Raw genomic sequence first — 24434 nt, forward strand, 5'->3', positions numbered from 1 at the left:
GACTCAGGAATGTCCCACCGGTCCATTACTTACCAAGTTTCACCCGGATCGGCTCTGCCGAGCCCCGGCTGGACGAGCACGCCACGCGCGAACCGGCCGTGCCGATTAGATTCCACAACGTCAGAGGCGTGTCGTCGACCAGAGATCGTTGACGTCCCCGCGGATCTCCTCCTCGAGGGCGGACGCCAGCGCCTTCTCGACATCGACAGCTTGGATGAGCCGGGTCTGGGTCAGATCCTTGGTTTGCAGGACCGCGGGCATCCGTTCATCCTGGGTATCCTTCGTGATCAGCTGGTAGATCCTCACAGGCTTGGTCTGGCCGGTCCGGAAGAGCCGGCCGTTCGTCTGCTGGTAGTGCTTGAGCGAGAACGGCAGGGTGTACCAGATCATCGTGGAGCCGCCGTGCTGCAGGTTGAGCCCGGCGCCGGCAGACGCCGGGTGGATCAGCATCACCGGAATCTGCTTGTTGCTCCAGCGCTGCGTCATCGCGCGGGAACCGTCGAAGGCCTCGGTCCTGATGCCTGCCCGGTTGAGCTTGAGCATGAGCTGTTCCCGGTCGGACTTGAAGTGGTACGCGATCAGTACAGGGTCTCCCCCGTTGTTGCGGACCAGGTACTCGGCCATGTGGATCTTTTCGTCGTGCAGAACTTCGTACCGGCCCTTGGTCGAGGGGTCATCAGGATCACTGGTGTACAGCGTGCCGGAGGCGAACTGCATCAGCTTGCTCGTCAGCACCGCTTGGTTTTCCGCCACCACGGTGGAGACCAGCTGAGCATCCGGATCCTGGACGAAACCGCCGATCCTGGCCTGTTTGCACTGCTCATAGGTCTTGCGCAGATCCTCGCCGGCCAACGTGCCCAGCCGGTCGCGGATTGCCTGCGCCTCGGGATCAGGATCCGCCACAATCCACCGCCGGAACGCCTGTTCGGCAGAACGCCGCGCGGCCTCGTTGACGATGTCGATCACGAGGTTCTTCTTGAACTCCCGGTAGGCCGCCATCAGGTCAGCCGTAAGCCGGACATGGATGTCTTCGACGGTGAGCGGAGGCAGCACCAGGGAGGTGTTCCGGGCACTCATGACCAGATGGGCGATCGCCTGATGGATCTCCTGCTCCGCTCCCGTGTTGGGCAGCCACTGTGCCGGGGTGGTGGTCCCGGGGATCATCTTCGGGGTGAACCAGCGCTTGCGGAACGCGGTGATCGTCGCACCCAGTGCCTGGCCCTGGTCCAGGAGGTACATCTGGCTCCAGAGATCCTCGAGGCCATTCGGCGACGGTGTGCCGGTCAGCTCGATGAACCGGGTAACGGCGGGACGGACCCGCGCCAGTGCCTTGAAACGGTTGGACGAATGCGACTTGAATTCCTGGGACTCGTCGATGATGACGGTCTGGAAGGGCCAGATGATGGTGTCGTGCAGCTTGCCGTCCGGACCCGGAAGGCGCTTCCTCGGCATCTGGTCGACAAGACCCGTCTGGCATTCGATGCACGCGTGGTTTTTCAGTCCGTCGCCGCGACACACCCTGCAGCGCTTGTCCGGTGACCGCGAGATCAGGTCCTGGTTGATGAAGTACATCGTGGGCGGATCGGTAAAGACCTGCCGGATGCGCTCAAGCCGCTGCTTCTTCGAGAGCTTGCGGTCCCGCTCGTCGACGATCAGTGAGCGCGTGCGGATCGGCAGGTTCAGGTCTTCGATCTCGTCGAGCCAGGTTGACCTGGCAATGGCGACCGGCGCAATGACCAGGATGTGACCGATCGGCCGGATCTGCTGCAGGGCGGTGAGTGTGGACGCGGTCTTGCCTCCGCCAATCGCAAGCCAGATGCCGGCGTACGGGTGGCTGACCATGAAGTCGACGGCCTGCTGCTGGTGGGGCATCAAAGTGCGGGCAGCCTGCGCGGGTACAACGGGTGGCGCCGTTGGAGGAGCAGGCGTGACTGGCGTGGTCATAGCATCCTCCTCCTCTCGGTGATTGTGGTGTCAGTGCAGGAGAAGCCACGCTCCGGCAAGGCAGATGAGCGGGACCGCAATGATGCCGGGGATGGCCGGCCAGCGCATCCCATCCCGCTTTCGTCCTCGATCCGGTGGCCGCCCTGCCGCGCCCCGTGGAGATCCGGGACAACGGCGGCGTGATCCGTGGATACTTGTGGTGGTCCGTGTTCACGCGGACAGGGCCTCGTCGGCGGCCGGTGCTTCGTTTGACCGGATGTTCACCACGAGGCTCCTCACGGCCACGAGCATGTCCATCCGGTGGCCGCCCCAGTGCACGGTGCGCTGTCCGGCGCCGGTGTCATGGTTGATGTCCACGATTGACCGGGGCGGCCGCGTAGCCGAGCTCTTCAGTGATGTACCGGTGGTCCGTGTCGCCGGCCTCGATGCAGATTTTGGTGTACGCGATCGAATTCCGGTCGAAGAACACCATGGCCTGTCCGCAGTTAGGGCATTCCTTGGGTCCGTAGATCGTGATCCGGGGCTCGCTGCGGGCGGTGCGCGGAATGTCGCGCGTGGTGGCGGTGTTCATGTCGGGCTTCTCTCGTGGATATTTCGGGTAACCGGCCAGCTATGCCGGGCGCCGGAAAGGAAGTGCGCCGGGTCCGGAGAGGTGGTTCATCAGCTGCTCGACCGCCGTGTAGCTGTCGACGACGTGGATTTCCGCCCCGAACCGGCGCATCTTCGCGTGGGTCGCCTGCTGCCGGCGGGTGGGTTGCTCGCCGGGGCGTTTGGCTTCGACGAAGACGGTGCCGTGCTCCCCGCCCGTGACGATGATGCGGTCCGGAACGCCGCCGCGGGCCGGGGAGACGAACTTCAGGCAGAGGAAACCGTTTTTGCGGCACTGTGCGAGCAGGTAGTGCTCCACCGGGTTCTCGAGGATCCTAGCCATCGGCTGTCGCCGTCCTGCCGGCACCGCGGAGAGCCGGTTGGAGCGATCCAGCCCGGCCCCCGCGGCGGGCGCAAGCCCGCCTCATGCGTTCTTCCAGTTCTTGCTGAAGGTCTCATCGAGCATCCGGACATACACGGGCAGGTCCAGCGGGCAGAGTATGGCAATGAGCCTGCTCCGGTCCATGGCCCGCAGATCGTCGTTGCAGATGACCATCGACCACGCCGGGTCGATGCCGTTGATCCTGCGGGTGAGGACATCCTGCCCCTCAGGGACGAGTGTCAGGGCCTGGTTCTGCTGTTTCATCCACATCGTCGAGGCCCAGCCGTGGTGGGCCAGGATTCCCGACGCGACCGGGTCGGCCGCCGGGATACGGGCTTCCCCGGAGCGTCGTTTGGCCAAAGTGGCCGGTGGAACCTTCCACGCCCCTGCGTTGTGCAGGCTGACGGCGTCCGGCGTGCCGGGGCGGACGACGAAGACCCGGTTGACCATCTGCAGCGGCCGCGCATCCCGGATCCGGGAGCTGTCGGGGACATCGCCGTTCGGATCTGCGACGTTTGTGTCCGGCGGGGCCGCCGCGAAGGGGTAGGTGATCGAGCCCCGGGACGCCGCGATCACGTTCTGGAACAGCAGCGCGGTCGCCACCGGATCCTGCAGGTCGAGGGCGTCCTCGATGATCCTGCGGCCCAGGACAGGGTCGAACGGCTCCGACAGGGCAGCCTCTCCCCTGCCGGCGACGGCCTGCAGGTACCGGGCCAGGGCGTGGTCGATCACGGCCGGGTGGGCCAGTGACTTGTCCGGGCGGGGTCCTGCGTGACAGGCCAGGGTCCCGCCGGACGCGGTGATGATCCTGCTCTCCGCCAGCGTCGATCCTTCCGGCGGAACCGAGAGCTCCATGCGGTTGTTCGAGTCCTTGCTGATGAGGAACATCGGCTCGGGTTCGATGTCGACTCCGATCAGCGCCGCCTGCTCGGCCAGCACACGGTCGTTCGTCTCCTGGTCCAGGACCGAATACAGGCCGTCGGTGTTGGTGGAGATGATCCGGGCACCGGCGAGCGTCTGGGCCTGGCCGATGCGCCAGCTGAAGAGCTGGCCGATGATGCGCATCGAAATGATCCGGTTGTTCATCCGGATCGGGTTCTTGTGCGAGGCATCGCCGGCGCCGGATGCGGCGTTGAGGATCAGCTTCGTGCCGTTCCTCAGGGTCGTCAGGCGGGCCTTCTCTTCCGGGGACAGGGCCGGCTGCTTCATTTCACGGCCGAGGTCCTCCTTCCGGAAAAAGATGGTCGCGTACCGGTCCTCTCCCAGCTCCGGATTCCAGAACGCGCGCATGTTCCGCAGCAGGTTCGGGTAGTAGCTGGTGAAGTCCTCATGCGTGACCCGGGCCGCGCTGGTCCGGGCGTACCTGGGATGAAGCCGGGTGGATCCGTCATCCTTGCCCACGAAAAGCACCGGAGGCTTCTTCGCCGGTTCGTCGCGGTAGGCAGCCTTGGCCGCCGAGGTGACGGCGAGGACCACCTTGCCGTCCAGCACGGTGCCGTCGTCCAGGCGCACCTTCAGGGCCTCGGCCTCCGGGCGCCGGGTCGCCAAAAGCACCGCCGGATCGGGAACGAGTTCCCGCGCCCGGGCGAGCTGGGCTGCCTGCAGCTGATCCGCCTTCGCCGGCCTGCGGTACTTCACCTTCACGGGGTCGGATCCCAGCAGCACCAGGTGCTTGTCCACGGTGCTGCCGTCGGGAAGCGTCAGCAGGCCGTGCTGGCGCCTGGCCTCGGCGACGAAGTCGCGGGCGTCCGGGTACACCCTCCGGGCCGCTTCGATCATGCGGGCCTGCTGCTGGTGCTCGAGCTGTTCGATCCGGTAGGCCAGGGTGTCGGCTTCGGCTCCGTGGATGCCTCCGGTCGAGAACGTGGCGAAGCACGGGGACGGGGTGCCGTCGGCGGTGAAGTACGGCAGGTTGTTCGGGGTTTTCGGGATGTCCGGCAGCGACGTCGCGTCGCGGCCGTACAGCTCGCGGTACTCCTCGGACTCGTTGAAGTTCTGCCCTTCGATCGCCCGGTAATAGGCGGCCACCTGCATGAAGCCGCGGTGCGCCTCGGCCTGGGCCGGGTTGCTGTGTCGGTCCGGGGCGACGCGGTCTTCGAAGAAGCGCACGCATTCGTCGAGCACGTTGGACTGCGCGATGTTCCGCTCGGCGGCGACCTCGGGTGCCGGATACAGGAAGGAGACGGCTTCGATGTCGTTCAGCGGTGCATGCGGTGCCAGGATCCGGCCCACGAACTTCGCCGAGGACGAATCGATGGCCAGGCGGTCCCGCCGCACGCTGCCGTCGCGGTTGAAGACTGTCTCCGTGTACTGCGCGAGCAGGCCCGCTTTCAGGTCGAAGGCGCTGGAGTAGGCCGGGTGCTTGAAAAGCTGTGCCAGGCCCACGCAGTCGGCGACGTTGTACGCCAGCAGCTCGTACAGTTCCCCGGCCGTGGTGATGACGCTGTCGTGGCCGAGCTTGCCGGATTCGCGGATCTGGTGTCCGAGCATGCCGAGCAGTCTCTTGAGCCCGACACGCTGCTGGTGCTCGTTGAGCCGGGCGACGTCCAGATGCCGGCCGGACTGGATCATGGCGCGGCGGATGTTCCCGGCCGGGGTGTCCCAGCCGAGATAGCCCGGCATGTAGTCGATGTGCCGGGGGTCGAAGAGCTGGTCGTTGTGGGCACGCATTGCCGCGGCGGTCGGCGGGTCGAACGCCGGCCGCTGGCCGAGGACGGTCCTCAGCCGGCTGTGCGCGTGGGAGCGGTCTTCCGGTGTGGCGGCGCCGGCCACCAGGTGCCGGGCATGGGTGAGCTGCGCCCGGTGCCCGGCGATGCCGGAGAACACCTCGGCGAGGTAGAGCGCAAGCATCGTCGTGTCGTAGTTCATCGAGTTGTAGCCGGCGAGGAACGGATGCCGGCGTGCGTCATACACCGGGTCCGTGTCGCAGACCGGTCGCAGGTCCGGCGGATACGAGGATTCAGTCCCGGCGTGGCAGACCTGTTCGGCGTCGGAGAGGCCGACGAGCTGGGCGAGGCGGAGCGTGCCCGGGACCGTACGCAGGTTGTGCAGCAGCAGCCGGACAGGCGGCAGCCCAGGGTTGCCCGCACGAACGGCGTCCAGGAGGGCCTGCCGCTCCAGTTGTCCGGCCAGGGCCGTGTCATCGACGAGATGGAACACCTCGAGATCATCGGGTGTGCCCGCCGGCCGGGGCGTGTAGGCGGTCACGCTGAAGACGTTCGAGAGCGATTCGATGTCGTAGAAGGTGAACAGGGACGTCGCCGCGGTGACGCGGGCAAACTGCCGGGGCGCGGTGGTCGTCCCGGCCTTCTCCTGGGTTCCAAGCATGGTGGTTCTCGTTTCAGTCGTGGTCGGAGGCACACACGGACGTGGCCGGGCCCGCCCGGATCCGGGAGTGCGGCCCGCGGACCGGGACCGGCTGCAGCGGTGGCTTCTGCTGTCCGTGGCGGCGGGCGGTGGTGGTCATGTCGGGCATCGCCGGCTCAGGCCGTCTCTTCGGAGCCGGAAAGGCCGGCGGAAGCCGGTGCGGCCGGGGCGGAGAGTGTCCGGCGCATGAGCCCGCGGTAACTGGCCTGCAGCACCGGCCGGCCGAGCTTGAACGGGTCGTTGCCCGTATAAGTGCGCGAATACCAGCTTTTCAGCCCGAATTCGCCGATCAGCGGTTCGGGACCGTCCATCATCACGCCGGGGCGGATCTTGCGGTTCTTGTCCGGGCAATGCCAGTCAGGGTCCTCGTCCACGATCGCCACCAGGTTGGAGACGAACTTCTGCCGGCTGACCGGGGATCCGGAGGGCGAGACGTCGGTGAACCAGGCCTTGTGCAGGTCGTACAGGAACGGGAACGGCTGCAGGTCCCAGATGATGCGGTCGCGGAACTCAGTCCAGAATGCCCGGACCGGGTCGTTGGTCTCCTTGTACTCCTCCAGGACCGCCTTGGTGGCCGCGGGCTCCGAGAGCTGGTAGTAGTTCCCGGGAGACCCGGCCCCGGCGCGGTTGACGGCGTACCAGAGCACGTACTCCAGGACTTCGTGCCGCCTGAGGTAGTCGTCCTTGATGTATTTTCGTTCGGCGCCGGTGAAGGATTTCGCGAACGGCACGAACAGCTGGCGGCGGTAGAAACTCTCCGACTTGTCCTTGGCCCGCGGGAACTCGTTCAGGCACTGGACCATGAAGCCGTGGAACTGGAACGCGACGGGCATCCGGTGCTTCCGGTCGATCTGGATGACGTCGCCGGTGACGATCGCCTTCAGATTGGCGGCCTTGTCGATCAGGGTACCGACATCGTTCTCGTCGACGATGACCGCGTTGGCGCGCATCAGCGGTTCCAGCGCGAAGTTCCTGCCGAAGTCCGAAAGCGGGATCGAGGTGTGGGTGCCGTCGCCGACCAGGTTGCGCATGAGCGCGCAGAGGGTGCCCTTGCCGTTGTTTCCCTTCTCGCTGTAGAACCAGGCGGTCTTGCCCCAGCGGACGTGCGGCCGGACGATCGCGCCGATGATCTCCCAGATCAGCTCGGCCAGGCCTTCCTGGTCCGGCTGGTCGAACAGGCTGTTGATCCATGCGACCACCTCCCAGTCGTCGCGGTCCGGGTGGCTGATGACCTGGACGGGGGCGTCTTCGACATAGTTCACGGAGGCCTTGGCCAGGTAGACAAGCGCCGGGTCGAACGGGTGGATCTTTTTCGGCTCGAAGTGGAACTGCCTGCCCCCGACGTCAAGGTCGAGGGGCTCGGCGCCGTAGTAGAGGACGCCGTTGTTCTGGGCGCTGAGGTCGCGGTGGGTCAACAGGTGCACCCGCGGGCTGTCCTCCCGCAGCACGGCCAGGACTTCCTTGAACTCGTTCAAGGTCAGCGCGGTGTTGTACCGGCGCGCAGTGGTGCGGATGTCGTCCTCACTGGGCGTGTAGGTTCCGCGGCGGGATCCGACGGCCTGGTACGCGGCCAGCAGGTCGTATTCGCGGTCGGTGCTCTGGTTGACGGGCGCGATGCGCACGACGTGGTGCAGGCGCAGCAGGACCTGCGCGAGCTGCCAGCAGGAAAGCTGACGGGCGATCGGGTATCTGGGCTCGTCCTTGCCAATCTTCCGGTTCTCCGCCTTGATGATCAGGTTGCCGGCGGCGAGCAGTTCCTGCTCGAGCACCCGGGGTGCGGGCGCGTCGGCCGGATCGAGGGAATCCAGGTAGGCCGCAGTCACGTGGGTGATGATGAAATTCAGCGGAGCCGCGGCCTCGGAGCGCCTGGTGAAGAACTCCTGAAGCTCCTCCAGGAAGGCGAACCTGGCCATGGTGGCCGGAGTGGAGACGGCGCCTTCCGGGCCGTTTCCGTCGTTTGGAAAAACGGAAAGGTCATCCTCGAAGGTCGTCATGGGTCGTCTTTTCTCGCTGCCTGAGGACCCTGCCGGCACGAAGTGGGAAGCCTGACCGGGGCTCATATCTGAAGGGAACGTGCATCATCACGATAGATCATTCAATAGATGAATCGCAAGGGGACTCGGTCATCTATTGATAGAAAAGCGAAGCTTCGAATTGGACGTCCCGCCGCGGGAGGCCGCCACCGGCGTCTGCTGCGTCGGCGCAGGCGGCGCGGTCGCGACACAACACCCCACCCGGGGGCGGCGCCAGCCGGCCCGGGCGTCCCAGGGGCGGGCATCGTCGGGAAAGGGCCGGCCTGATGAGAAGGAGGCCCGGCTCCCGATACCCCACCGGGGTATCCGGGCGTGTACCACTTCATGTGGTACACCTGTTTTCGCAGGTCAGGGCGGGTTTCATAGTGGTACAGAGAAGCGCTGTACCACTTTTAGATCTTAAAGTGGTACATATATAAGCCCAGTTCAGAAGGGGTTTCGATACCCCCTGTACCAGATGTACCACCCTTTTATGGGCTTACGTACGCAGGCGCGCGATACCGCTTTTCATTTTTCTCCGCAAGCCTCTTTCCCTGTCAAAAAATCAGTGGACCGGTAATTTCCGGCTTCAATATCCTCGCTCCTATATAAAAGTCGGAAAAGCGTGGTACATGTGGTACAAAGGCCCGAAAAGGGCATCTGACCTGCGGAAACACCTGTACCACACCGGATTTCGAAGTGGTACAACACTTTCGTCCGGAACAGTGTTTTCGCAGGTCAGACACTGTTTTTCGCTGTACCAGATGAAGTGGTACAGCCGGGCGCCCGCCGCGTTTTCCGTCACAGGCGGCGCCGTGGAGAAAAGGCCCCGGACGAGATTCGGTCTCATCCGGGGCACGTGTTTACCGGTGGATCACCGGCTCGGGTTCAAGTCTTTTCCACCAGGCCACGGGGGTCGCCGCGGCGGGGCCGGTCGCAACTGCGGGACCGTGCCGGAACGCCGGGTGGATTCCGGGCGTGAGGAGCGCCAGGCCGCTGACACCGAGGAGGAACGTCGGGGCCCGGGTATTAATGGCGTGAAATTGAAGGCTAAGCCTTGAGTGTCAGTTTGGGGTGTGCCCCAAGCAGGCGAGATCTGCATGGCTTGGCAGATCAACACGGACCTGGGCCGGGATTCAGCGGTGCATTGCTGGCGGTTTTGGAATCTGTTGACCGTTCTGTTCACCCTCGCATCTTTTCCGGCAAAGGCCTCGGCCTTATTTCCCGGAATCTTCGTCAAAATTCCCTAATAATTTCGCTTTTCTGTAAGCAAAACAAGTGTTGACAGCCACAACCAGTCCACATAATACAAATATTATTCCGGCCAATGGCGAGCCCTGGGGTCTCAACATGAGAAAGAATCCGACTAAAATCGCCACAGCGCCCAGAAGGGAAATGCCGATGTAAGTTGCTTTATTCATTTCTTCCCGCTTCTTCGTCCATCGAATCCAGGCCGGCCATGCCGGAAGCCCGGCCCCAACAGATCCATTTTGTCCGTCCTGCCGACAGGCGATCGACCCCTTCGAAGAGTGATAGCGGTCGTCACCTGGTTTTGAAGCTGAGAGTGCCGGTTCCGCTCTTCCATGTCAAAGTGTCCTGATCGAGGCTCATTTCAACAGGCTGTTTGAGGAACCCTACGACCCACTTTTCCTGTTCAGCCGGGTCGCCGACACAGCCAACCGCTCCGAGCGCCAGCTTTTCGACAACGAGAGTGCTCCCCATGATCATTGCCGGTCCGCTGACCGGATTACATGGAGTCTTCGCGGTGAGCTAGAGTCCACCATTCACGGAATTCAGCTCTACCGTAAGCCCGCCAGCCGCTACCCACGGGAGGGTGACGCCGTTCGAATTCCCTGAAATGCTGACGTATTGAGAACACGGAGCGGAGGGGAGGAACGGCGCGCAGGATACCTGTGGAGTCGCGGAACTGATCGGAGGCGGAGCGGGTACGGCTGTGCCGGCTTTGCCGACCGGACCAGACCCACAAGAAGTCATAAGCAGGCCGGCGAAAAGAAGGCAAAAAGCCGATTGCGGCAACCGAAAATGCTCCATCGAATCCCCCCGGCATTGAAGCTGATCGGAGCATATATGTGGATGAGGTCCTTGTCACTGTTTTTTCGTACTCACCGCCGGCGATCTGCCGGATTCCCTGACGAAACTGCTACTCGCGGGAAGAACTGATGGGTGGAGTAAGATGTTCATCATTCATAGTCATGATTCATGCTTTCTTTGATTCACATCGTAGTCATCTATCAGCTCTTGTCTGGCGCCTTTTGATCTGGTAGTGTGACAAGTGGCGATAGGTGACTGTCGTCGTCACCATCGCTCCGGCGAATGGAACGTGAAGGAAGGGCCGGAGGGACACTCCCCGTGGGAAGGGACCCCTCCGGTCCTTCTGCTGTCTTCACGTTTCAGCGCTGCTTGAGCACATCGGCTGTTTCCGGTCCGAAGCCCAGCTTTCCCAGGTCCTGCCGGTACTCCGGGTACGGAGTGCCCAGCTCTTCGTCGTAGCGCTGGCCGCGGGTGCCGGTCCGTTCGACCGCGTACGTGATCTCGAAGACGACGGCGTAGTTCCGGTTGGTGTGGATGAAGTCGGTGTACTTGAGGGCCTCGATCTCGCGGAATCCCTCCACCTGGCGCAGCCGCCCGTAGAGGGTGCCGATCCTGGCCTTGCTGTTGAGCCTGGCTTCGCCGGCAGTCCGGCCGAAGGCCGTGATCCGGAAGAAATGCGTGTAGCCGATGTCGAGGCTCGGCATGTACTTCGTGCCAGGGGTGACCATGCGGGACTTGGCCCGGAGGGTGGCCAGCGGCGAAGGTTTCATCAGCTTGCCGTCCGCGCTGTAAGCACAGGGTTCGATGACGGCCATGATGATCTCCTTCCGCCGCGTGGTTGACGAACTCTTCTTTCACCGCATCCCCCGGTGACCGGTGCAACCCCGGTCACCAGGGCACAAAAACCCCGATGACGCGAAGTACAGCGCCTCGCGTCACCGGGGTTCCCTTGGTGCCTTCATGCCCGGCAACCCGCAACGTCGCCGCTTGAGGCCTGAACCAGCCCGGCCAGGCGGACCACGCCGCAGCCGGCCGCGGCCATCAGGAAAACCACACACGGTGCCGGGGTCAGCGCCTGAATCATGGCCGGTGGCACCAGCTCGGCGGCGAGGTTGTATCCGGCATGCGCCACGACCACCGTCCCGATGCCGCGGGTCCGTTCGGCGATGAGCGCCAGCAGCAGGCCCAGCGGGAGGGTCGCGGCCGCCTGGACAAGGTTGCCGTGCATCAGCGCGAACAGGAGCGCCGTGACCGTCATGGACACCACGAGGCCGGCGCGCCGTCGCAGGAGCGGATACAGCAGCCCCCGGAAGAGGGCTTCTTCGGCGGCCGGGGCGACAAGCAGCGACAGCAGCAGGGCCATGCCCGGGCCTGAGGACTGCACAGCCTGTTCATGGCGATCGAAGCCGCTGGATCCGTACTCTCCGTACAGCACTGCGGCCGCAACCTGTCCGGCAAGGAACGCGAGCAGCAGTGCGGCCAGCGCCGAGGCGACGAAGGCTCGGACTCCCGTCTTTTCCCACGGCCGGGGCGGCGGGTTGAAGGCGAACCAGACCGGCCCGAGACGCCGGGCCGTGATCACGACGACGGCGACGACGGTCCCGGCGGCCATGGTGGCGGTGACGGGATCAGGGACCGCAGCCAGTGCCACGCCGCCGATCAGCAGGTATCCGCCCGGCACGGCGACCGTGATGGCTGCACACCATGCGGCAACGCGCAGGGCCGCAGCGGTCCAGCCGCCGCGGCCCTGCCGGGTAGCCGGCTGGACTCTCATTCCAGCGGTTCCTGGATGACGGCCTGGAGACGGGTCTCGTCCCGGAAGGTGTTCAGCTGCAGCCGGGCCAGGAAGCGCAGCGGCCCGGCGCCGTCCTGTTGGCTGTGCCCGGCAAGCCGTTCATGGTGTTCCTCCGCCGCGTTCCACCACAGGCACGCCATCCCCGTCGGGGTGACCAGGCGCAGGTGCTGGTCCTCGGAGCCGATCCGGTCCACCCGGAAAGCGTCCAGGACGATCTCGAAGACCGGTTCGGTGAAGTCGTGACCGAACGGCTTCAGCGTCTCCAGGCGCCGCACCATTTCGATCAGCGGATCCACATTCTCCAGCGGGGCATCGCAGTCCGGAGCAGGGCCGAGCGTGAGGTCCCCCGCGGGATGCCCGGCCTCGCCGGGGCCTGGCATCAATTGCTGCGTGGTGTCCCTGAGGATCCGCACCAGATCGTCCAGGAGAGCGGCGGTGCTGACGCGGACACCGCAGGCCTGCCGGTGGCCGACCGCCTCCAGGCCTTCCCGGCCGTCCAGGGCTGTGATCATGTCGAACCAGCCCGGCGCCCGGGCCGAGCCGCTGACGGCGTCCTTCGGGGACGACGGCCGGTTGGCGACGACCACGGGGTGCCCGGTGGCGTGCATCATGTGGGCGGCGAGCAGGCCGTACATCCCCATCGGCGCGGCCGAAAAGTAGACCCAGGGTGCCAGCGGCTGGTCTCCACCGGTCAACTCCTTGAGGTACCCGGCGACCAGTTCCTTGCGCCGGTCGTTGTTGATGATGACCCTGCCGGCGGCCGCCAGCTTCTGCTGCGTGGTGGCGGCAGTGAACACCGCGAAGCAATCGGAGAGCGGTGTGCCGATCCGGCGGGGGCTGTTCATCGCCGGCGCGACATAGAAGCCGTAGAAGCCTTCGTCGATGTCATCGATGCTTTTCGCTTTGCCGGCCTGCGCGAACGCCTTCAGCAGCACCGCGAAGCCCTCGAACGCGCCGACATACGCCGGGTCGTGGGGCTCGGCGGCGAGCAGCTGCAGCAGCGTTGCGTGTCCGGTCTCGATTGCGTCCGGGTCCGGGTCCAGGCTGCCGCGCTGATTCGGAATGACCAGCGGCGCGGGAACCCGCAGCAGCCGGGCAATCGACAACGAGTCCCTCACCAGTTGCCGGTTCTCATAGAGCACCGGCATGACGTCGGAGACCGTGCCGAGCCCGGCGAAGAGCCGCAGCAGCCGGACCGCCCAGAGCCTGAACGGCTGATGGGCCAGCGCGTAAGCCTCCAGGACCTGGTAGAGCACGTGCGCACCGCAGATGCCGCGCAACGAATACGTCTCATCCAGCCGGCAGGGGTCGACGGTGATGTCGGCGCAGCTGCCGGGCTCGAGCTCCTGGTGGTGATCGGTGACGAAGACTTTCCAGCCGAGCGCCCGGGCCGCCTGGACGCCGGCGTGCGAGTTCACTCCCCCGTCGCAGGTCAGCAGCACCGTCGTCGCCGGGAAGATCCCGTGGATCTCCGCAATGTCGTCCGGCGTCAGGTCATGGCCGCGGCGGTAATCGGGGATGTGCAGGTTCACGCAAAAGCCGAGCTCTTTGAGCCCCGCGTAGCCGAGCACGCCGGACGCGATGCCGTCCATGTCGAAGTCCGGGGCGATCGTGATGACCCCGCCGGTGCTGCGCGTCTCCTCCAGGGCGGCAACCAGGGTGTCGAGGTCCTTGAGCGGGTCATGGTCAGCACGGTCAATCGCGGCCAGGAACTCGTCAGTCCAACCGCGGCGTTGACACAGGAGGGTGAACAGGTCAGTGACGACTCCAGCCTCACCCCACTGGGGATCGGAGTCGGGAATCAGCGGGGTCGGAGTCATGATGTCCTGTCCTGTCGAACGGGTCCTGAATGGTGTGATTTTAGCAGTGAGGAGCTGAGTATGCTGTAGGACCAGCATCGTTTTCGGCTGATTTATGAGCAATCAGTCCACTCGTCTTCCCATACGTCAGTCGGTGATTTACATTCGGCATATGGCAAAGCGAAGCATCATCGAATCCGACATCAGTGGCAAGTCCGATGCGGGGACAGTCACCTTCGGACTCGGCGACACGTGGTACGAGATCGACCTCACGGCCGACGAGCGGCAGGAGCTTGAGGCGTCGCTGCAGCGCTACCTGAAGGCGGGGCGCAAGCATGTGCCCGAGGAGCCGGAGAAGAAGCCTGTTGTTCCGGCGACCAGCGTTGAGGAACGCCTGAAGATCCGTGAGTGGGGCAAGGCGAACGGCGAAGACGTCCCGGAGTTCGGCCGGCTGCCGAAGGCCCTGATGGCTGCCTACGACAAGGCGCACAACATCAAACGGGACAAGTAGCCCTTCACCGGAGCCAGAACGTGGCAGCCCTTTCGGTGATGGTCATCGTCCCGGACGCAACGGCGGCCGTCGCCTGGTACCGGAGTGCCCTTGGCGCCGTGGACCTCTGGAACCCCCGCGGCGTGGCCGGCCTCGACGTCGAAGGCACGCCCAACCGGCAAGTGTCCTGCCGGTGATCCAGCGGGAGATTCATTGATCCGTCAGTCATCGCCGAAACACCCGCCCACCCAGGTCTCTTCCGTCTCGTCCCTCATGTCGTCATAGAAGGATGTCCAGGTACCGGGCATGCCCCGGGCCTCGATTGCATTGACCTCCAGCCGGTCGATGATCTGCGCCCGCATGATCTCGCTTCGCCACAGCACCACCCGCGCCCGTAGGGACAGCAGGTGCGGGTTGGACAGCAGGATGTCTTCGGCGTCCAGCCGGTAGTTCAACTGGAGGTCCTCGAACCCGGCACCGTCCCACGCGCCCTTGCCGTAGTAAAACTCCAGCAGGAACCGGCCCAGCTCGTCGCGCTTGTCCATGAACTCCCGGTTGGGGATCGACAGCAATTGCATCGCGCTCATCCGTCCGCCTCCTCGTCGTCGCCGCGGCTTTCGGGCGGACCGGCGGGCCTCGCTGCTGCCTGGCCCCACGGGTCGGGGCTGAGCAGCTCCATGATTTCGTCGACGGACAGCTCCTTCTCCAGCCAGACGATCTGCTCCCGGGAGAGACCGGTGTCGTCGCCGTGCTTGTCCGCGGGGCCGACAACGACGACGTTGCCGACGACGGCATCGGTGAAGGACAGCGCCCGGTTGCGCCGGGCGATTGCAGTGGCGCGGGCGTTGACCGGCAGCCCGAGGAGCTTCCCGTCTTCGTTGAGGTAGAAGGTGATCCCGGTTCCGGGGATCCGCAGCGCTTCGATGTGCCCGGCCACCTGGTTCCGTAGGTATGCCAGTTCGATCCTGGCGACGTCTTCGTACTGCAGGTCCCCGTCGGCGCGAATGATGGCAACCTTCATCATGAATCCTTCTCCGTGGCCGATGAGGCCGGGCCGGGCAGGATCACGACGGACCCGTCGTCGCGGTGCACCATGACGCGGAGCTCCTCGTCCACCAAGGGTTGGATATGGACGGTGAACCGGCCGTCGCCGTTCCGTTCGACGTATGCGACGCAGACTGTGCCGCCCTCGTCGTTGTCAAAGTCGACCTTGCCGAAATCGTCGGGAAGATCGTTCCGGAGAGCAAGCTGCTGAACGTCGCTGGTGGGAAGCCACGGCTTCGGTTCGCAGCGGGCGCCGGTGTCGTAAGGAGTTGGCTCGGCCATGATGACGGGTCCTTTCGTCAAGGAATGATGAGGGCAATGATTTGTGGATCGGCATGATTGTTCAGACGGCAGCGATCAGGCAGTGCCTCACGTTTTTTGCGCTTCCGGTAGCGTCGGTTCTCGTTGCGCTTTGTATTCGCGGTTGAGGCAGAGGTGATCAAGGACGAGTCCGTCAGGGATCGGAAGAAATATCGAATAGGCGAGGCGATGCACCAGCTGCATGGTGCCGTTCACGCAGATGCGCCCCCATCGGGGCTTGTTCGGTCTTTGCCAGACCATGCAGCCGGTCGTTTGGCCCTGGACGGAATCCTTCAAGAGCCACCCGTAGAGGCTCATTCCGCGGGTCATGTTGACCTCTTGGCCGGTGGTCCGGGGAATCGTTCGATCAGGAGTCGACACTTTGTCCAGACTCCTGATTCCTCCCGTGCCAGCTCCGCTGGCCTGAGCCGTCCTCCGCAGGATCGGCGGCCGCCGCCATCACACTTCATGAGTGCGCCCGGCAGGGCGTCCAACGGTGGGTACCGGGCGCCGGGCGCAGCGGCTCAATTTCCCTGAGCGAAGCGGAATGGGCATGCCGAGCGCAGCGAGATCAGGGAGCGCCAGCGACCGGGCAAATCCGTCGGCTATGCCGACCAACACGTCCGAGCGAAGCGAGGTTGCCGCAGGAATGTGTTGCCAGATTTGCTTATGCCCTTTCCCTCTACAGCCCTTGTTCCGCGGCCGGAGCGTTAGCGGAGGCCCGGAACGCTCGTATATCAGGGTTTCTTGCCGTACGTACGGTTCCGGACTGCACCGCATTCTGCGCGCAGCGCCCGTACGGCACCGGACGTTTGCCCTGGTCATCCGAACTTTATGGTGTTCGGTCATTTTGGTGCGCGTGGCACCGCCGTTCGGTCGCCCGTTTGGGGCGTCGTGAGGCACGAACGGCGCCTCCTCTCCCCTGCCGGCGACTCTTCGCTTCCAGGTGCTGGCATCCTTCTGTCGCACCGCGACGGACCCTCCGGCACAGCCCGGACGCGCAGCTTCCAGGTGCTGGCATCCTTCTGTCGCACCGCGACGGACCCTCCGGCACAGCCCGGACGCGCAGCTTCCAGCCCCTGGTCGCGGCTGTGGACAAACCTGTGGAAACCACAGCCTGATACTGCCGTGCAACGGTCGGTCGCCTTGTCGTGGCACGGGCTGCATCAGGCAGCTGAGACACCGCCTGGGTGCGCTGTGCCGCAGGCACGTTGCCGGCCTCACCAGCCTTCTGCACGGCGGGCGTCAGCCCGGCGCGTCGCCGGCGTTGTATCGCTCAGAGCATCGATACGTTGGTCCGGCTGCCTTGTGCCACCGCAGGTGGTCCGCCAGTGCCTCATCGCACCGCGCCAGAGGCGGACCGCGCCGTCCGCAGGACGGACTGAAACAGCATGCGGCCGTCAAGGGCAGCAACGTTGGCGCATCCAGAAAAGAGAGCCGCCCGGTGGCACGGGCGGCTGATCGGCAGGGGCGGCAGGAAGCTGCGCCGGTATCCGATCCGCGGCGTGGAAACAGCTGCGCCGGGGCGCGAGGGCACCCGGGCGGCCCATGCTGTAGGACTCTTTGCTTCCGGTGGCACCGTAGCCGCACCGTGCGCCGGGCCCGGCCATGTCAACATCACTCTGCGGCCGACCGGAAAGACCACCTCTGGCGGCGGCGGACCACGTGCGGCCAATCCATAGAGCAGTACCGCGCAGGGTCGAATTCCCCGTGCCGGGACTGGCCACGATTGGCCATCGATCCGGCCATTAATGGCCGACGGCTGGTCGGATCCGACCACCCAGCAAGCCAATCCCGGGAGATGCGTTGCTGATTCTGGCCTTCGAAACGGCCGCAGGTCTCGTCGGGGTGCAATATCCTCGCCTGCCTCCGGAAAAACAGCCACGAAACGCAGTGAGACACCATTCCTGCCCTCAAGCGGGCCGTTTCCGGCCCCGTTCCGGACGAGATATGACAAGACATGACCAGACGATGAGTACGGCCCGGTTGTGGTCAAAATCCGGCCGGGGTTGGCCAAATCCGTTATGTTTGCGGGCCATAAGCGGCTGGCAACAGGACAGGTCACAGCATTCCTGGACGGTGGCCTGCTGTGCCGCGAACCTCCTGGGCCCGGCGGCCGCCCGACATGATGGCTTGTTCCAGGACTACCTTCGTGTTGTATTCCGGTGTGTGTGGTGCCCGTGCCAGCGGTCCCGGACCGCCCGGGTGCCATATCCGGGACCTAGGACGGTTCCCCGCACGGTAAAGGAGGAAGCCTAAAGCATGGTGGATGAGCGGCGGCCGCGGGCCAATGCCTGGCAGATCGCCGGGATCTGGACCTCCGCCGCCGGACTGGTACTCGCGGCCGCGAAACCGGTCCTGGATCTTTGGCACGCCACCGGCCAATGAGCGTTGACGGCACGGGAACCGGGCCGGTGTTTCTAGGGTCCGGTCCGCCAGGGGTTCCAGCCCGGCACGAGCTCATCGAGCCGGTGCCGGCGGGCGTCGCTGAGACGGCCTTGGCCGGCGGCCTGCCGCTGCTTGTGCAGCCAGGTTCCCAGCCGGCGTTCCTCATCCCCGGCTGGGTTCTTCCACGACGGCCACCGGCCCCGTCCGGCCCGGAAGCGGCAGAGAGCGTTCAGGCGGTCCTGCCAGCGGCGTTCATCACGCTCCTGCCGGAACGACCGGCGCCACGGCCCCGCCTGATCCAGATGCCGGATTTTCGCCTCCCAGAGCCTGCCTTGCCTGTCCAGGGTGCGCTGGGCGGCGAGCCAGCGGGCCAGGGTCAGCTCCGCCGGGGAACTGCCCGCCGTGATTCCGGGCGGACGCCCCATCCGGGCCAGGAACTCTCGGTATTGATCAACCCTGGCTGTCCAGTCCCGGGTCGGCGCATCCACCACGATGGGCGGGGCATTGTGCAAGTGCTCCTGGCGCAGCCCGGGATCATCGCTCACACGCCGTCCGATAGTCCAGTTCACCCTGGCCACCGGCACGTTGCACGTCCTGGCGATCACCGCCGGGCTCAGCCCCCGACGGTACATCAGCTCCCATTCGTCCCGGCTGGTAAACGACCGCTCCCCCGCTGCTTCATCCCCCACCCCACGAGCCTCCCACACCCTGCAGGTTTCACAGGAATTCACCCGGGGAAGGCGGTCCGGCTGTCCCCTTGACCTGCAGGTACCGCTTGGTACAGTGGCCGTGTCCCGTCCGGTCCCCCATCCGGCGGGACTTTTACCTTGTCCCGGAACACCCCCCGGGGCGCTGGGGCATGATCCCGACCTTCGCCCAGGCCTTTGAGCCGAAGGTCAAAGCCGCCGTCCTGGCCTCAGCGCAGGTTGGGTCATCGACCGGATGGAAACGGACAGATCACCTCATATGGTCTTGGCTGTTGGTTGGTTTGAGTCCGTACGTGGCGCGCGGGTCCAGCACATGGTGTCCGGGAGCGACGGGGACGGCGATGCCGAGGTCGAAGATTTCGATGCGTCGTGCATGTCCTGCGTCCGGGGTGTGTTGATAGAGCAGTTCGATGATGTGTCCGTCGGGGTCGGCGATGTAGATCTGTTCGACGTAGTCATCGCGGACGCGTGGTCCGCCGACCCGTTCGAGGCCGCGTTCCCTCATTGCTGCCAGGAATGGTTCGAAGGACTCGACCATTACCGCGAAGTGGTGGCACAGCCCGGTGCGTAGTTCCTCGCCGTCCCAGCCGGGGGCGTGTTTGGTAAGCCGGCCGGGCTCGGTTTCGCGGACGACGTGGACTTCCACGTCGCCGTTGCGGAAGTAGGCGCCGTGGAACACGAAGTCGGTTGGCCGGTGGATTTCCTCGAATCCGAGGACGTTGACATAGAAGTCCCGGGTGGCGTCGATATCGGAGACGACGAGGCATACGTGGTGCATCCTCATCATCCGGGCCGGTAGCTCGTGATCAGTGGATGGGGTCAGTTGTATTTGGCGCATGTTGCAATCCCTCTTTCGTACCGGTTCTGCGGCGGTGCTGGCGCGCAGACGAATTTCCAGTATCGGCATGGAGCCGGCAGCGGTTGAGGGGTAACGGCCAATTCTGTTGCTTTCGGAACAGATGTGCAGATCCGGGGGGATTGATTGAAGACCCGGCCCGGGGACGGGTTGAATCGGGGCGACCATTTATCTGTGACACACGGCACAGCCGCCGGGTGAAGCGCACCCCGAAAGATCGGACGTCATGAAAGCACCTGTGGGGATAACCACCCCAGTTCTTACTGCCACGCAGCAGATCGATTCCCGCCCTCTGACCTCCCACCAGAGGAGCCTCATCGCTCTGGTGGTTCTCGGGAACATTTCCGAGTTCTTCGACATGTTCCTCATCGGTTTCGTCGTCTCGTTGCTGACGGCGCCATGGCATCTCACGGGCCTGGAAGCGGGCATCATCCTTGCCCTTTCGGGTCTCGGCACGGTGGTCGGCGCGATCCTGTGGGGGCGACTGGCCGACAAGGTCGGACGACGGAGGGCCTTTTTCTGGTGCGTTGTCCTCTTTACCTTCTTCACCTTCCTGTCCGTGTTGACCCCTGACCGCGGTTGGTGGATGCTGGCCCTCCTCCGCGTGGGGGTGGGCATCGGTGTCGGCGGCCTGAACGTCTCCTCCATCCCGTACGTGCAGGAACTCGTGCCGGCCAGGCGCCGCGGCCTCCTTGCCGGCCTCGCGTCGGTCTTCATTCCGCTGGGGCTGCTCCTCGGAGCGCAGGCTCAGCAATGGCTGGGAGATTCGCTGGGCTGGCGCGGACTGATCGCGCTCGGTGTCCTGCCGGTCTTTCTGCTCCTGTGGCTGCGGCGCGTCCCCGAATCACCAAGGTTCCTGCAGCTGAAGGGCCGGGCCGAGGAGGCCCGGGCTGCGTTTGCCTGGGCCTTGGAAATCCCTGCCGGGGAGGTCGGCCTGCTGCCGGCGGCCACGCGTGAATCGAAGGCACCGTACCGTGTCCTGTTCCGGAAATACCCGAAACAGCTCGCAATCGTCACGCTCGGTTCGTTTTGTTTCATTCTGGGTTCGTTCACGGTCCAGTCCTGGGGCCAGACGCTGCTCAAGGACGGCTTCGGCTATTCCGCGGCCGCGGTCGGCGCCTTGTTCACCTGGGTAGCGGTGGGCGACATGGCCGGCAGGCTTTGCTCGGCGTGGTTGGCTGACCGGATCGGCCGGCGGCCGGTCCTGCTCTCCTTCGGCGTGCTCGGTGCGGTTGGTTGCCTTATCGCGGCCAACGCCCGGACCGGCGGGCTGTTCTTCGCGGGGGTGCTGATGACGATGATTTTCGGTGACGGTGCTTTCGGGATCCTCAATGCCTTCGGGGCCGAGCAGTTCCCGGACGAGGTCCGGGCGACAGGTCTGGGGCTTGGCTACGGCGTCGGCGCGACAGCCAAGATCTTCGGTCCTGCCCTCATGGGTGCCCTGGTGGGTGGTTCGATGATCAAGCAGAACGTCACCGTGGAGGCGGTGCCCCCGGCGTTCTACCTCTTTGCCGCGCTGCTCGCGTTCGGCGGGGTGGTCTACCTGATGGCCAAGGAGACCAAAGCGGCCACCCTGGAGTAGATCCCTGGGCGGGTCCGGTGGTGGCGGGTGACGCCGCCCGCCCGGCCCGCCAGGAACGGTTCATGAGTGGTCAGGCTTGGAGCTCGGTGAGGAGTGTGGCGGCGGTGGGCTGGTCAGTGACGAGTTCCGTGATGAGGTTGGCGTTGATGGCTGCGGCAATGGAGGCGACCTTGTGCCGGCCCGCGGCTGCGGCGATCCGTTGCGGGATCTGCCGTAGGCCCTCGACGGTGATTCCCAGCAGGGCCGGATAGTCGGGCAGGTCCAATATCACGCCGTCGGCGGTGATGAAGTGCCCGCAGAGGTGGCCTGTGGCGCCCTGGGCCGCGAGGTCTTTGAGTGCCTTGGCCGGGATGGGGCTATAGCTTCCTGTCCCGTCGAAGCGCTGCATTGACCCGACTCCGACCAGCGCCAGGTCGCAGCGGGGACCAATCCCCAGGGCATCCCGGATGGCCTTGGAGCCGAGGGCGGCGTCGCGTGAGGCCGCGGACCGGTACACGAAGGGCGCGGGGACGGGCACGAAGGCGGCTCCCAGCCGGGCGGCGATGAGCTGGGCGGTGTTGGGTCCGTCTTCCGACGTCCTGCCGGCTTTGTGTGTTCGGTCCCCGGCCAGGTGCCGGGGGGCGGCGTCTCGCGCAAGGGCCGTCGCGTCGAGGTATCGCGGAACCTCGTGCGATCGGCCGCCGGGGAGGCAACCCAGAAGATCGACGACGGTCAGCTCGGGCCGGTGTCCTGCGGCCATGGAGCCCGCGAGGGAGGAGAGCGAACGGCTTGATGCCACGCCGAAGATGGACACGTTCCTCAGCTGTGTTTCAACGTGGCGGGCCGCCACGTAGCCCCATCTGCTGGAGGGACCGTAGAGTGCCCGGGGCTTGCCGGTGGCAACGACGCACCGGTCCAGCGGTGTGCGGCGCAGGAGTGCGGCTTCCAGTTCGAGGATCCTGTCCACGGGTGGCCCGATTCTGAACTGGACCACGCCCCGGGCGCGGGCCTCGGTCAAAAGCCGCGAAACGCTCGGACGGGAGAGGTGTTCAATCGCGGCGATGTTTTCCTGCAGCATGCCGTCCACGAAGTAGCGGCGGGCGACCCTTTCCAGCAGCTGGTCGCGGCTGTCTTCTTCGATGCGGCCCACGTGTCGATCAGCGCCGGGACGCGGCGCCGGACCGGTGCAGGGCACCGAGGACCAGATCCACGCTGTGCTCCACCGGATGCTCCAGGGGTACCCGGAGGTGGGGTTCGTCAGGGCCGGGCGGTTCGATGGTGTCGATCTGCGAAGCCAGGAGGCTGGCCGGCATGAATTCGTCGTCGCGGTCCGCGAGCCGGCCGGCGATGGTCCCGGTGTCCCCGTGAAGATAGACGAAGAGAAGCTCCGGCACTGTTTCCCGAAGCAGGTCCCGGTAGGTGCGTTTGAGGGCCGAACAGGCCACCACCGGGGGCCTGTCCGCGTTCCAGCTGCCGGCCAGGGCGGCGGCCACCGCGCGGAGCCACGGGAACCTGTCGGCATCGGTCAAGGCAGTACCCGCGGCCATCAAGGCTTTGTTTGATGCAGGGTGCAGGTCGTCGGCGTCGAGGAAGGCCGCGCCAAGGCTCAGGGCCAGGGCGCGGCCCACGGCGCTCTTCCCGCTGCCGGACACGCCCATCACCACGATCGGAGGTACCACCATGCTCACGACGCCACCTGAGCGGATCCTGCCGGGCCGAAGTTCAGGAGGACTTTTCCTGATTCGGCGGAATTCTTGGCCACTTCGAAGGCTTCGAGGCCTTTGTCGAGGGTGAATTCGTGGGTGACCACGGGGTCGACGTAGAGCGAGCCGTCCGCGAGGGCGGTGATGACCTCGTCGATCTCGTCGTTGAAGCGGAACGAGCCGAGCAGTTCGAGTTCGCGCGTGATCGCCAGGGAGATGAAGACCGGCTGGGGACCGGAGGGCAGCAACCCGACCATGACCACCTTGCCGCCGCGCACGGCTCCCTTGATGGCCGATGCCAGGCCGAAGTGGCTGCCGGAGGATTCAATCACGACGTCGGCTTCCACCGCCGCGATCGCCTCGGCGTCGTCGCCCTTGAGGACCTCGTCGGCGCCGACCGCGCGGGCAATCTCCAGCGGCTTGTCGTGCATGTCCACGGCCACGATCCGGGACGCACCCGCCCGCTTCAGGACAGCGACTGCCAGCGCACCGATCGGACCGCTTCCGATCACGAGCGCGGTCTTGCCTGCCACATTGCCCGCACGGGATACGGCGTGCCAGGCGACGCTGGCCGGTTCCACGAGGGCGGCAGTGCGCAGGCCCAGCGTTGCGGGAAGGGGCCGGAGCATCCGGGAGGGCAAGGCCGCGTAACGGCTGAAGGCCCCGTCGGTGTGCGGGAAGCGTGCCGCGCTGCCAAGGTAGGTGCAGCCCGGGGACAGGTTCGGCCGGTCCTCGGGGTACTTCGCAGCACCGGGGCCCGGGGTGGCCGGGTGGACCGCCACCGGGGTCCCGGCCACCGGACCGGTTCCGTCGGCCGCTTGCTGCACCACGGTGCCCACGATCTCGTGTCCGAGCACCAGGGGCGCCTTCAGGATCGATTCGCCCGCTGCTCCATGGAGCCAGTAGTGCAGGTCCGAACCGCAGATCCCGCCGTAGGCGATCTCGACGACGGTCTGATCGGCAGCAGGTGCCGCAAGTTCGATGTCCTCGATGCGCAGGTCACCCGCGGCATGCGCGACGACCGCGGGCGTGGACGCGGGAAGCTGGAAGCCGCTCATCAGACCACCACCGTCATTCCGCCGTCGACGAAGATCGTCTGGCCGTTGACGAAATTCGACGCGTCCGAGGCCAGCCAGACCGCCGGTCCRGCCAGGTCCTCCACGGTCCCCCAACGGTGCGCCGGGGTGCGGCCCAGGATCCAGGAGTTGAAGTCGACGTCATCCACCAGGTTCTGCGTCATCTCCGTGTGGATGTAGCCCGGCGCGATGCCGTTGATCTGCAGGCCCGAGGCCGCCCATTCGGCGGTCATCGCCCGGGTGAGGTTGCGCAGGCCGCCCTTCGCGGCGACGTACGGCGCGATCGTGGGACGGGCAAGGTCGGTCTGCACCGAGCAGATGTTGATGATCTTCCCGCGCCCGCGCGGGATCATGTGCCGGGCAGCCTCGCG

At 65.5% G+C, this 24434-nt stretch carries 23 protein-coding genes and 1 pseudogene; 4 read left to right on the forward strand and 20 right to left on the reverse strand.

Annotated features, from left to right (window positions below; all coding sequences use genetic code 11):
• Positions 1–120 precede the first annotated feature (120 nt).
• The 10 genes and pseudogenes from E1809_RS20345 to E1809_RS20385 form a co-directional block, all read right to left on the reverse strand.
• Positions 121–1944: an SNF2-related protein gene (locus E1809_RS20345; protein ID WP_133206056.1), complete on the reverse strand. Its 1824-nt coding sequence runs from the start codon at positions 1942–1944 to the stop codon at positions 121–123.
• 210 nt (positions 1945–2154) lie between these two features.
• Entirely contained in the window at positions 2155–2301 is a 147-nt protein-coding gene (locus tag E1809_RS26855; RefSeq protein WP_165962422.1) for a hypothetical protein, read from the reverse strand.
• The gene (locus E1809_RS20350; RefSeq protein ID WP_133206057.1) at positions 2285–2515 is read right to left on the reverse strand and encodes a thioredoxin domain-containing protein; all 231 of its coding nucleotides are present in this window, start codon (positions 2513–2515) and stop codon (positions 2285–2287) included. Before E1809_RS20350 ends, E1809_RS26855 begins: the two co-directional genes overlap by 17 nt.
• Before the next feature lie 39 nt (positions 2516–2554).
• Positions 2555–2875, reverse strand: a complete 321-nt coding sequence (locus E1809_RS20355) for a PDDEXK family nuclease (RefSeq protein ID WP_133206058.1) — start codon at positions 2873–2875, stop codon at positions 2555–2557.
• Positions 2876–2956: 81 nt separating this feature from the next.
• Positions 2957–6241 carry a hypothetical protein gene (locus E1809_RS20360; RefSeq protein WP_133206059.1) on the reverse strand — a complete coding sequence of 1095 codons (3285 nt, stop codon included), beginning with the start codon at positions 6239–6241 and terminating at the stop codon, positions 2957–2959.
• A 155-nt stretch (positions 6242–6396) separates the two neighbouring features.
• A complete protein-coding gene (locus E1809_RS20365) occupies positions 6397–8274 on the reverse strand; it encodes a DNA primase family protein (protein WP_205754279.1) in 1878 nt (625 codons plus the stop codon).
• A 1560-nt stretch (positions 8275–9834) separates the two neighbouring features.
• Positions 9835–10047: pseudogene (locus E1809_RS28045) on the reverse strand (META domain-containing protein); the annotation flags it as partial.
• Positions 10048–10703: 656 nt separating this feature from the next.
• Positions 10704–11159: a hypothetical protein gene (locus E1809_RS20375; RefSeq protein ID WP_133206061.1), complete on the reverse strand. Its 456-nt coding sequence runs from the start codon at positions 11157–11159 to the stop codon at positions 10704–10706.
• Between the two features lie 143 nt (positions 11160–11302).
• A complete protein-coding gene (locus E1809_RS20380; RefSeq protein WP_133206062.1) occupies positions 11303–12118 on the reverse strand; it encodes a CPBP family intramembrane glutamic endopeptidase in 816 nt (271 codons plus the stop codon).
• A complete protein-coding gene (locus tag E1809_RS20385; protein WP_133206063.1) occupies positions 12115–13959 on the reverse strand; it encodes a DHH family phosphoesterase in 1845 nt (614 codons plus the stop codon). The genes E1809_RS20380 and E1809_RS20385 overlap by 4 nt, the downstream gene beginning before the upstream one ends.
• Before the next feature lie 151 nt (positions 13960–14110).
• Between E1809_RS20385 and E1809_RS20390 the strand changes: the two genes are divergently transcribed.
• On the forward strand, positions 14111–14449 hold the full coding sequence (locus E1809_RS20390) for a histone-like nucleoid-structuring protein Lsr2 (RefSeq protein WP_165962423.1): 339 nt from the start codon (positions 14111–14113) through the stop codon (positions 14447–14449).
• Positions 14450–14469: 20 nt separating this feature from the next.
• Positions 14470–14625: a VOC family protein gene (locus E1809_RS20395; RefSeq protein ID WP_133206065.1), complete on the forward strand. Its 156-nt coding sequence runs from the start codon at positions 14470–14472 to the stop codon at positions 14623–14625.
• 24 nt (positions 14626–14649) lie between these two features.
• On the opposite strand, the gene E1809_RS20400 is transcribed toward E1809_RS20395, so the two are convergent.
• From E1809_RS20400 to E1809_RS20415, 4 genes are all read right to left on the reverse strand, one after another.
• Positions 14650–15015 carry a hypothetical protein gene (locus E1809_RS20400; RefSeq protein ID WP_133206066.1) on the reverse strand — a complete coding sequence of 122 codons (366 nt, stop codon included), beginning with the start codon at positions 15013–15015 and terminating at the stop codon, positions 14650–14652.
• Entirely contained in the window at positions 15012–15452 is a 441-nt protein-coding gene (locus tag E1809_RS20405; RefSeq protein WP_133206067.1) for a DUF3846 domain-containing protein, read from the reverse strand. The genes E1809_RS20400 and E1809_RS20405 overlap by 4 nt, the downstream gene beginning before the upstream one ends.
• On the reverse strand, positions 15449–15754 hold the full coding sequence (locus E1809_RS20410) for a hypothetical protein (RefSeq protein WP_133206068.1): 306 nt from the start codon (positions 15752–15754) through the stop codon (positions 15449–15451). The genes E1809_RS20405 and E1809_RS20410 overlap by 4 nt, the downstream gene beginning before the upstream one ends.
• A gap of 87 nt (positions 15755–15841) precedes the next feature.
• Positions 15842–16102 carry an HNH endonuclease family protein gene (locus E1809_RS20415; protein ID WP_165962424.1) on the reverse strand — a complete coding sequence of 87 codons (261 nt, stop codon included), beginning with the start codon at positions 16100–16102 and terminating at the stop codon, positions 15842–15844.
• Positions 16103–18034: 1932 nt separating this feature from the next.
• Here E1809_RS20415 and E1809_RS27790 point away from each other — a divergent pair.
• Entirely contained in the window at positions 18035–18160 is a 126-nt protein-coding gene (locus tag E1809_RS27790; protein ID WP_268908729.1) for a hypothetical protein, read from the forward strand.
• Positions 18161–18192: 32 nt separating this feature from the next.
• Here the strand turns inward: E1809_RS27790 and E1809_RS20420 are convergent, their stop codons facing one another.
• Together E1809_RS20420 and E1809_RS20425 are read right to left on the reverse strand one after the other, a co-directional pair.
• A complete protein-coding gene (locus E1809_RS20420) occupies positions 18193–18849 on the reverse strand; it encodes a helicase associated domain-containing protein (protein WP_133206070.1) in 657 nt (218 codons plus the stop codon).
• Between the two features lie 268 nt (positions 18850–19117).
• The gene (locus tag E1809_RS20425) at positions 19118–19705 is read right to left on the reverse strand and encodes a VOC family protein (RefSeq protein WP_165962425.1); all 588 of its coding nucleotides are present in this window, start codon (positions 19703–19705) and stop codon (positions 19118–19120) included.
• 244 nt (positions 19706–19949) lie between these two features.
• Between E1809_RS20425 and E1809_RS20430 the strand changes: the two genes are divergently transcribed.
• Positions 19950–21305: an MFS transporter gene (locus E1809_RS20430; RefSeq protein WP_133206072.1), complete on the forward strand. Its 1356-nt coding sequence runs from the start codon at positions 19950–19952 to the stop codon at positions 21303–21305.
• A 70-nt stretch (positions 21306–21375) separates the two neighbouring features.
• Here the strand turns inward: E1809_RS20430 and E1809_RS20435 are convergent, their stop codons facing one another.
• The 4 genes from E1809_RS20435 to E1809_RS20450 all read right to left on the reverse strand — a co-directional run.
• Positions 21376–22434 (reverse strand): sugar-binding transcriptional regulator, encoded by a 1059-nt coding sequence (locus tag E1809_RS20435; protein WP_133206073.1) that lies wholly within the window; start codon positions 22432–22434, stop codon positions 21376–21378.
• A 7-nt stretch (positions 22435–22441) separates the two neighbouring features.
• Positions 22442–22966 (reverse strand): gluconokinase, encoded by a 525-nt coding sequence (locus E1809_RS20440; protein ID WP_133206084.1) that lies wholly within the window; start codon positions 22964–22966, stop codon positions 22442–22444.
• Between the two features lie 2 nt (positions 22967–22968).
• Complete coding sequence (locus tag E1809_RS20445; RefSeq protein WP_133206074.1) at positions 22969–24045, reverse strand: L-idonate 5-dehydrogenase; 1077 nt, start codon at positions 24043–24045, stop codon at positions 22969–22971.
• On the reverse strand, positions 24045–24434 hold a 390-nt coding region (locus E1809_RS20450), incomplete at its 5' end, for an SDR family oxidoreductase (RefSeq protein ID WP_133206075.1). The genes E1809_RS20445 and E1809_RS20450, both read right to left, overlap by 1 nt.

Source organism: Arthrobacter terricola, from assembly GCF_004354015.1.
In the GTDB taxonomy this organism is placed as follows: domain Bacteria; phylum Actinomycetota; class Actinomycetes; order Actinomycetales; family Micrococcaceae; genus Arthrobacter; species Arthrobacter terricola.

Coding starts and splice junctions, on each gene's coding strand:
- E1809_RS20345 (WP_133206056.1), bottom strand. CDS start 1,944: ATGACCACGCCAGTCACGCCTGCTCCTCCAACGGCGCCACCCGTTGTA.
- E1809_RS20350 (WP_133206057.1), bottom strand. CDS start 2,515: ATGAACACCGCCACCACGCGCGACATTCCGCGCACCGCCCGCAGCGAG.
- E1809_RS20355 (WP_133206058.1), bottom strand. CDS start 2,875: ATGGCTAGGATCCTCGAGAACCCGGTGGAGCACTACCTGCTCGCACAG.
- E1809_RS20360 (WP_133206059.1), bottom strand. CDS start 6,241: ATGCTTGGAACCCAGGAGAAGGCCGGGACGACCACCGCGCCCCGGCAG.
- E1809_RS20365 (WP_205754279.1), bottom strand. CDS start 8,274: ATGACGACCTTCGAGGATGACCTTTCCGTTTTTCCAAACGACGGAAAC.
- E1809_RS20375 (WP_133206061.1), bottom strand. CDS start 11,159: ATGGCCGTCATCGAACCCTGTGCTTACAGCGCGGACGGCAAGCTGATG.
- E1809_RS20380 (WP_133206062.1), bottom strand. CDS start 12,118: ATGAGAGTCCAGCCGGCTACCCGGCAGGGCCGCGGCGGCTGGACCGCT.
- E1809_RS20385 (WP_133206063.1), bottom strand. CDS start 13,959: ATGACTCCGACCCCGCTGATTCCCGACTCCGATCCCCAGTGGGGTGAG.
- E1809_RS20390 (WP_165962423.1), top strand. CDS start 14,111: ATGGCAAAGCGAAGCATCATCGAATCCGACATCAGTGGCAAGTCCGAT.
- E1809_RS20400 (WP_133206066.1), bottom strand. CDS start 15,015: ATGAGCGCGATGCAATTGCTGTCGATCCCCAACCGGGAGTTCATGGAC.
- E1809_RS20405 (WP_133206067.1), bottom strand. CDS start 15,452: ATGATGAAGGTTGCCATCATTCGCGCCGACGGGGACCTGCAGTACGAA.
- E1809_RS20410 (WP_133206068.1), bottom strand. CDS start 15,754: ATGGCCGAGCCAACTCCTTACGACACCGGCGCCCGCTGCGAACCGAAG.
- E1809_RS20415 (WP_165962424.1), bottom strand. CDS start 16,102: ATGACCCGCGGAATGAGCCTCTACGGGTGGCTCTTGAAGGATTCCGTC.
- E1809_RS27790 (WP_268908729.1), top strand. CDS start 18,035: ATGGTGGATGAGCGGCGGCCGCGGGCCAATGCCTGGCAGATCGCCGGG.
- E1809_RS20425 (WP_165962425.1), bottom strand. CDS start 19,705: ATGCGCCAAATACAACTGACCCCATCCACTGATCACGAGCTACCGGCC.
- E1809_RS20430 (WP_133206072.1), top strand. CDS start 19,950: ATGAAAGCACCTGTGGGGATAACCACCCCAGTTCTTACTGCCACGCAG.
- E1809_RS20440 (WP_133206084.1), bottom strand. CDS start 22,966: ATGGTGGTACCTCCGATCGTGGTGATGGGCGTGTCCGGCAGCGGGAAG.
- E1809_RS20445 (WP_133206074.1), bottom strand. CDS start 24,045: ATGAGCGGCTTCCAGCTTCCCGCGTCCACGCCCGCGGTCGTCGCGCAT.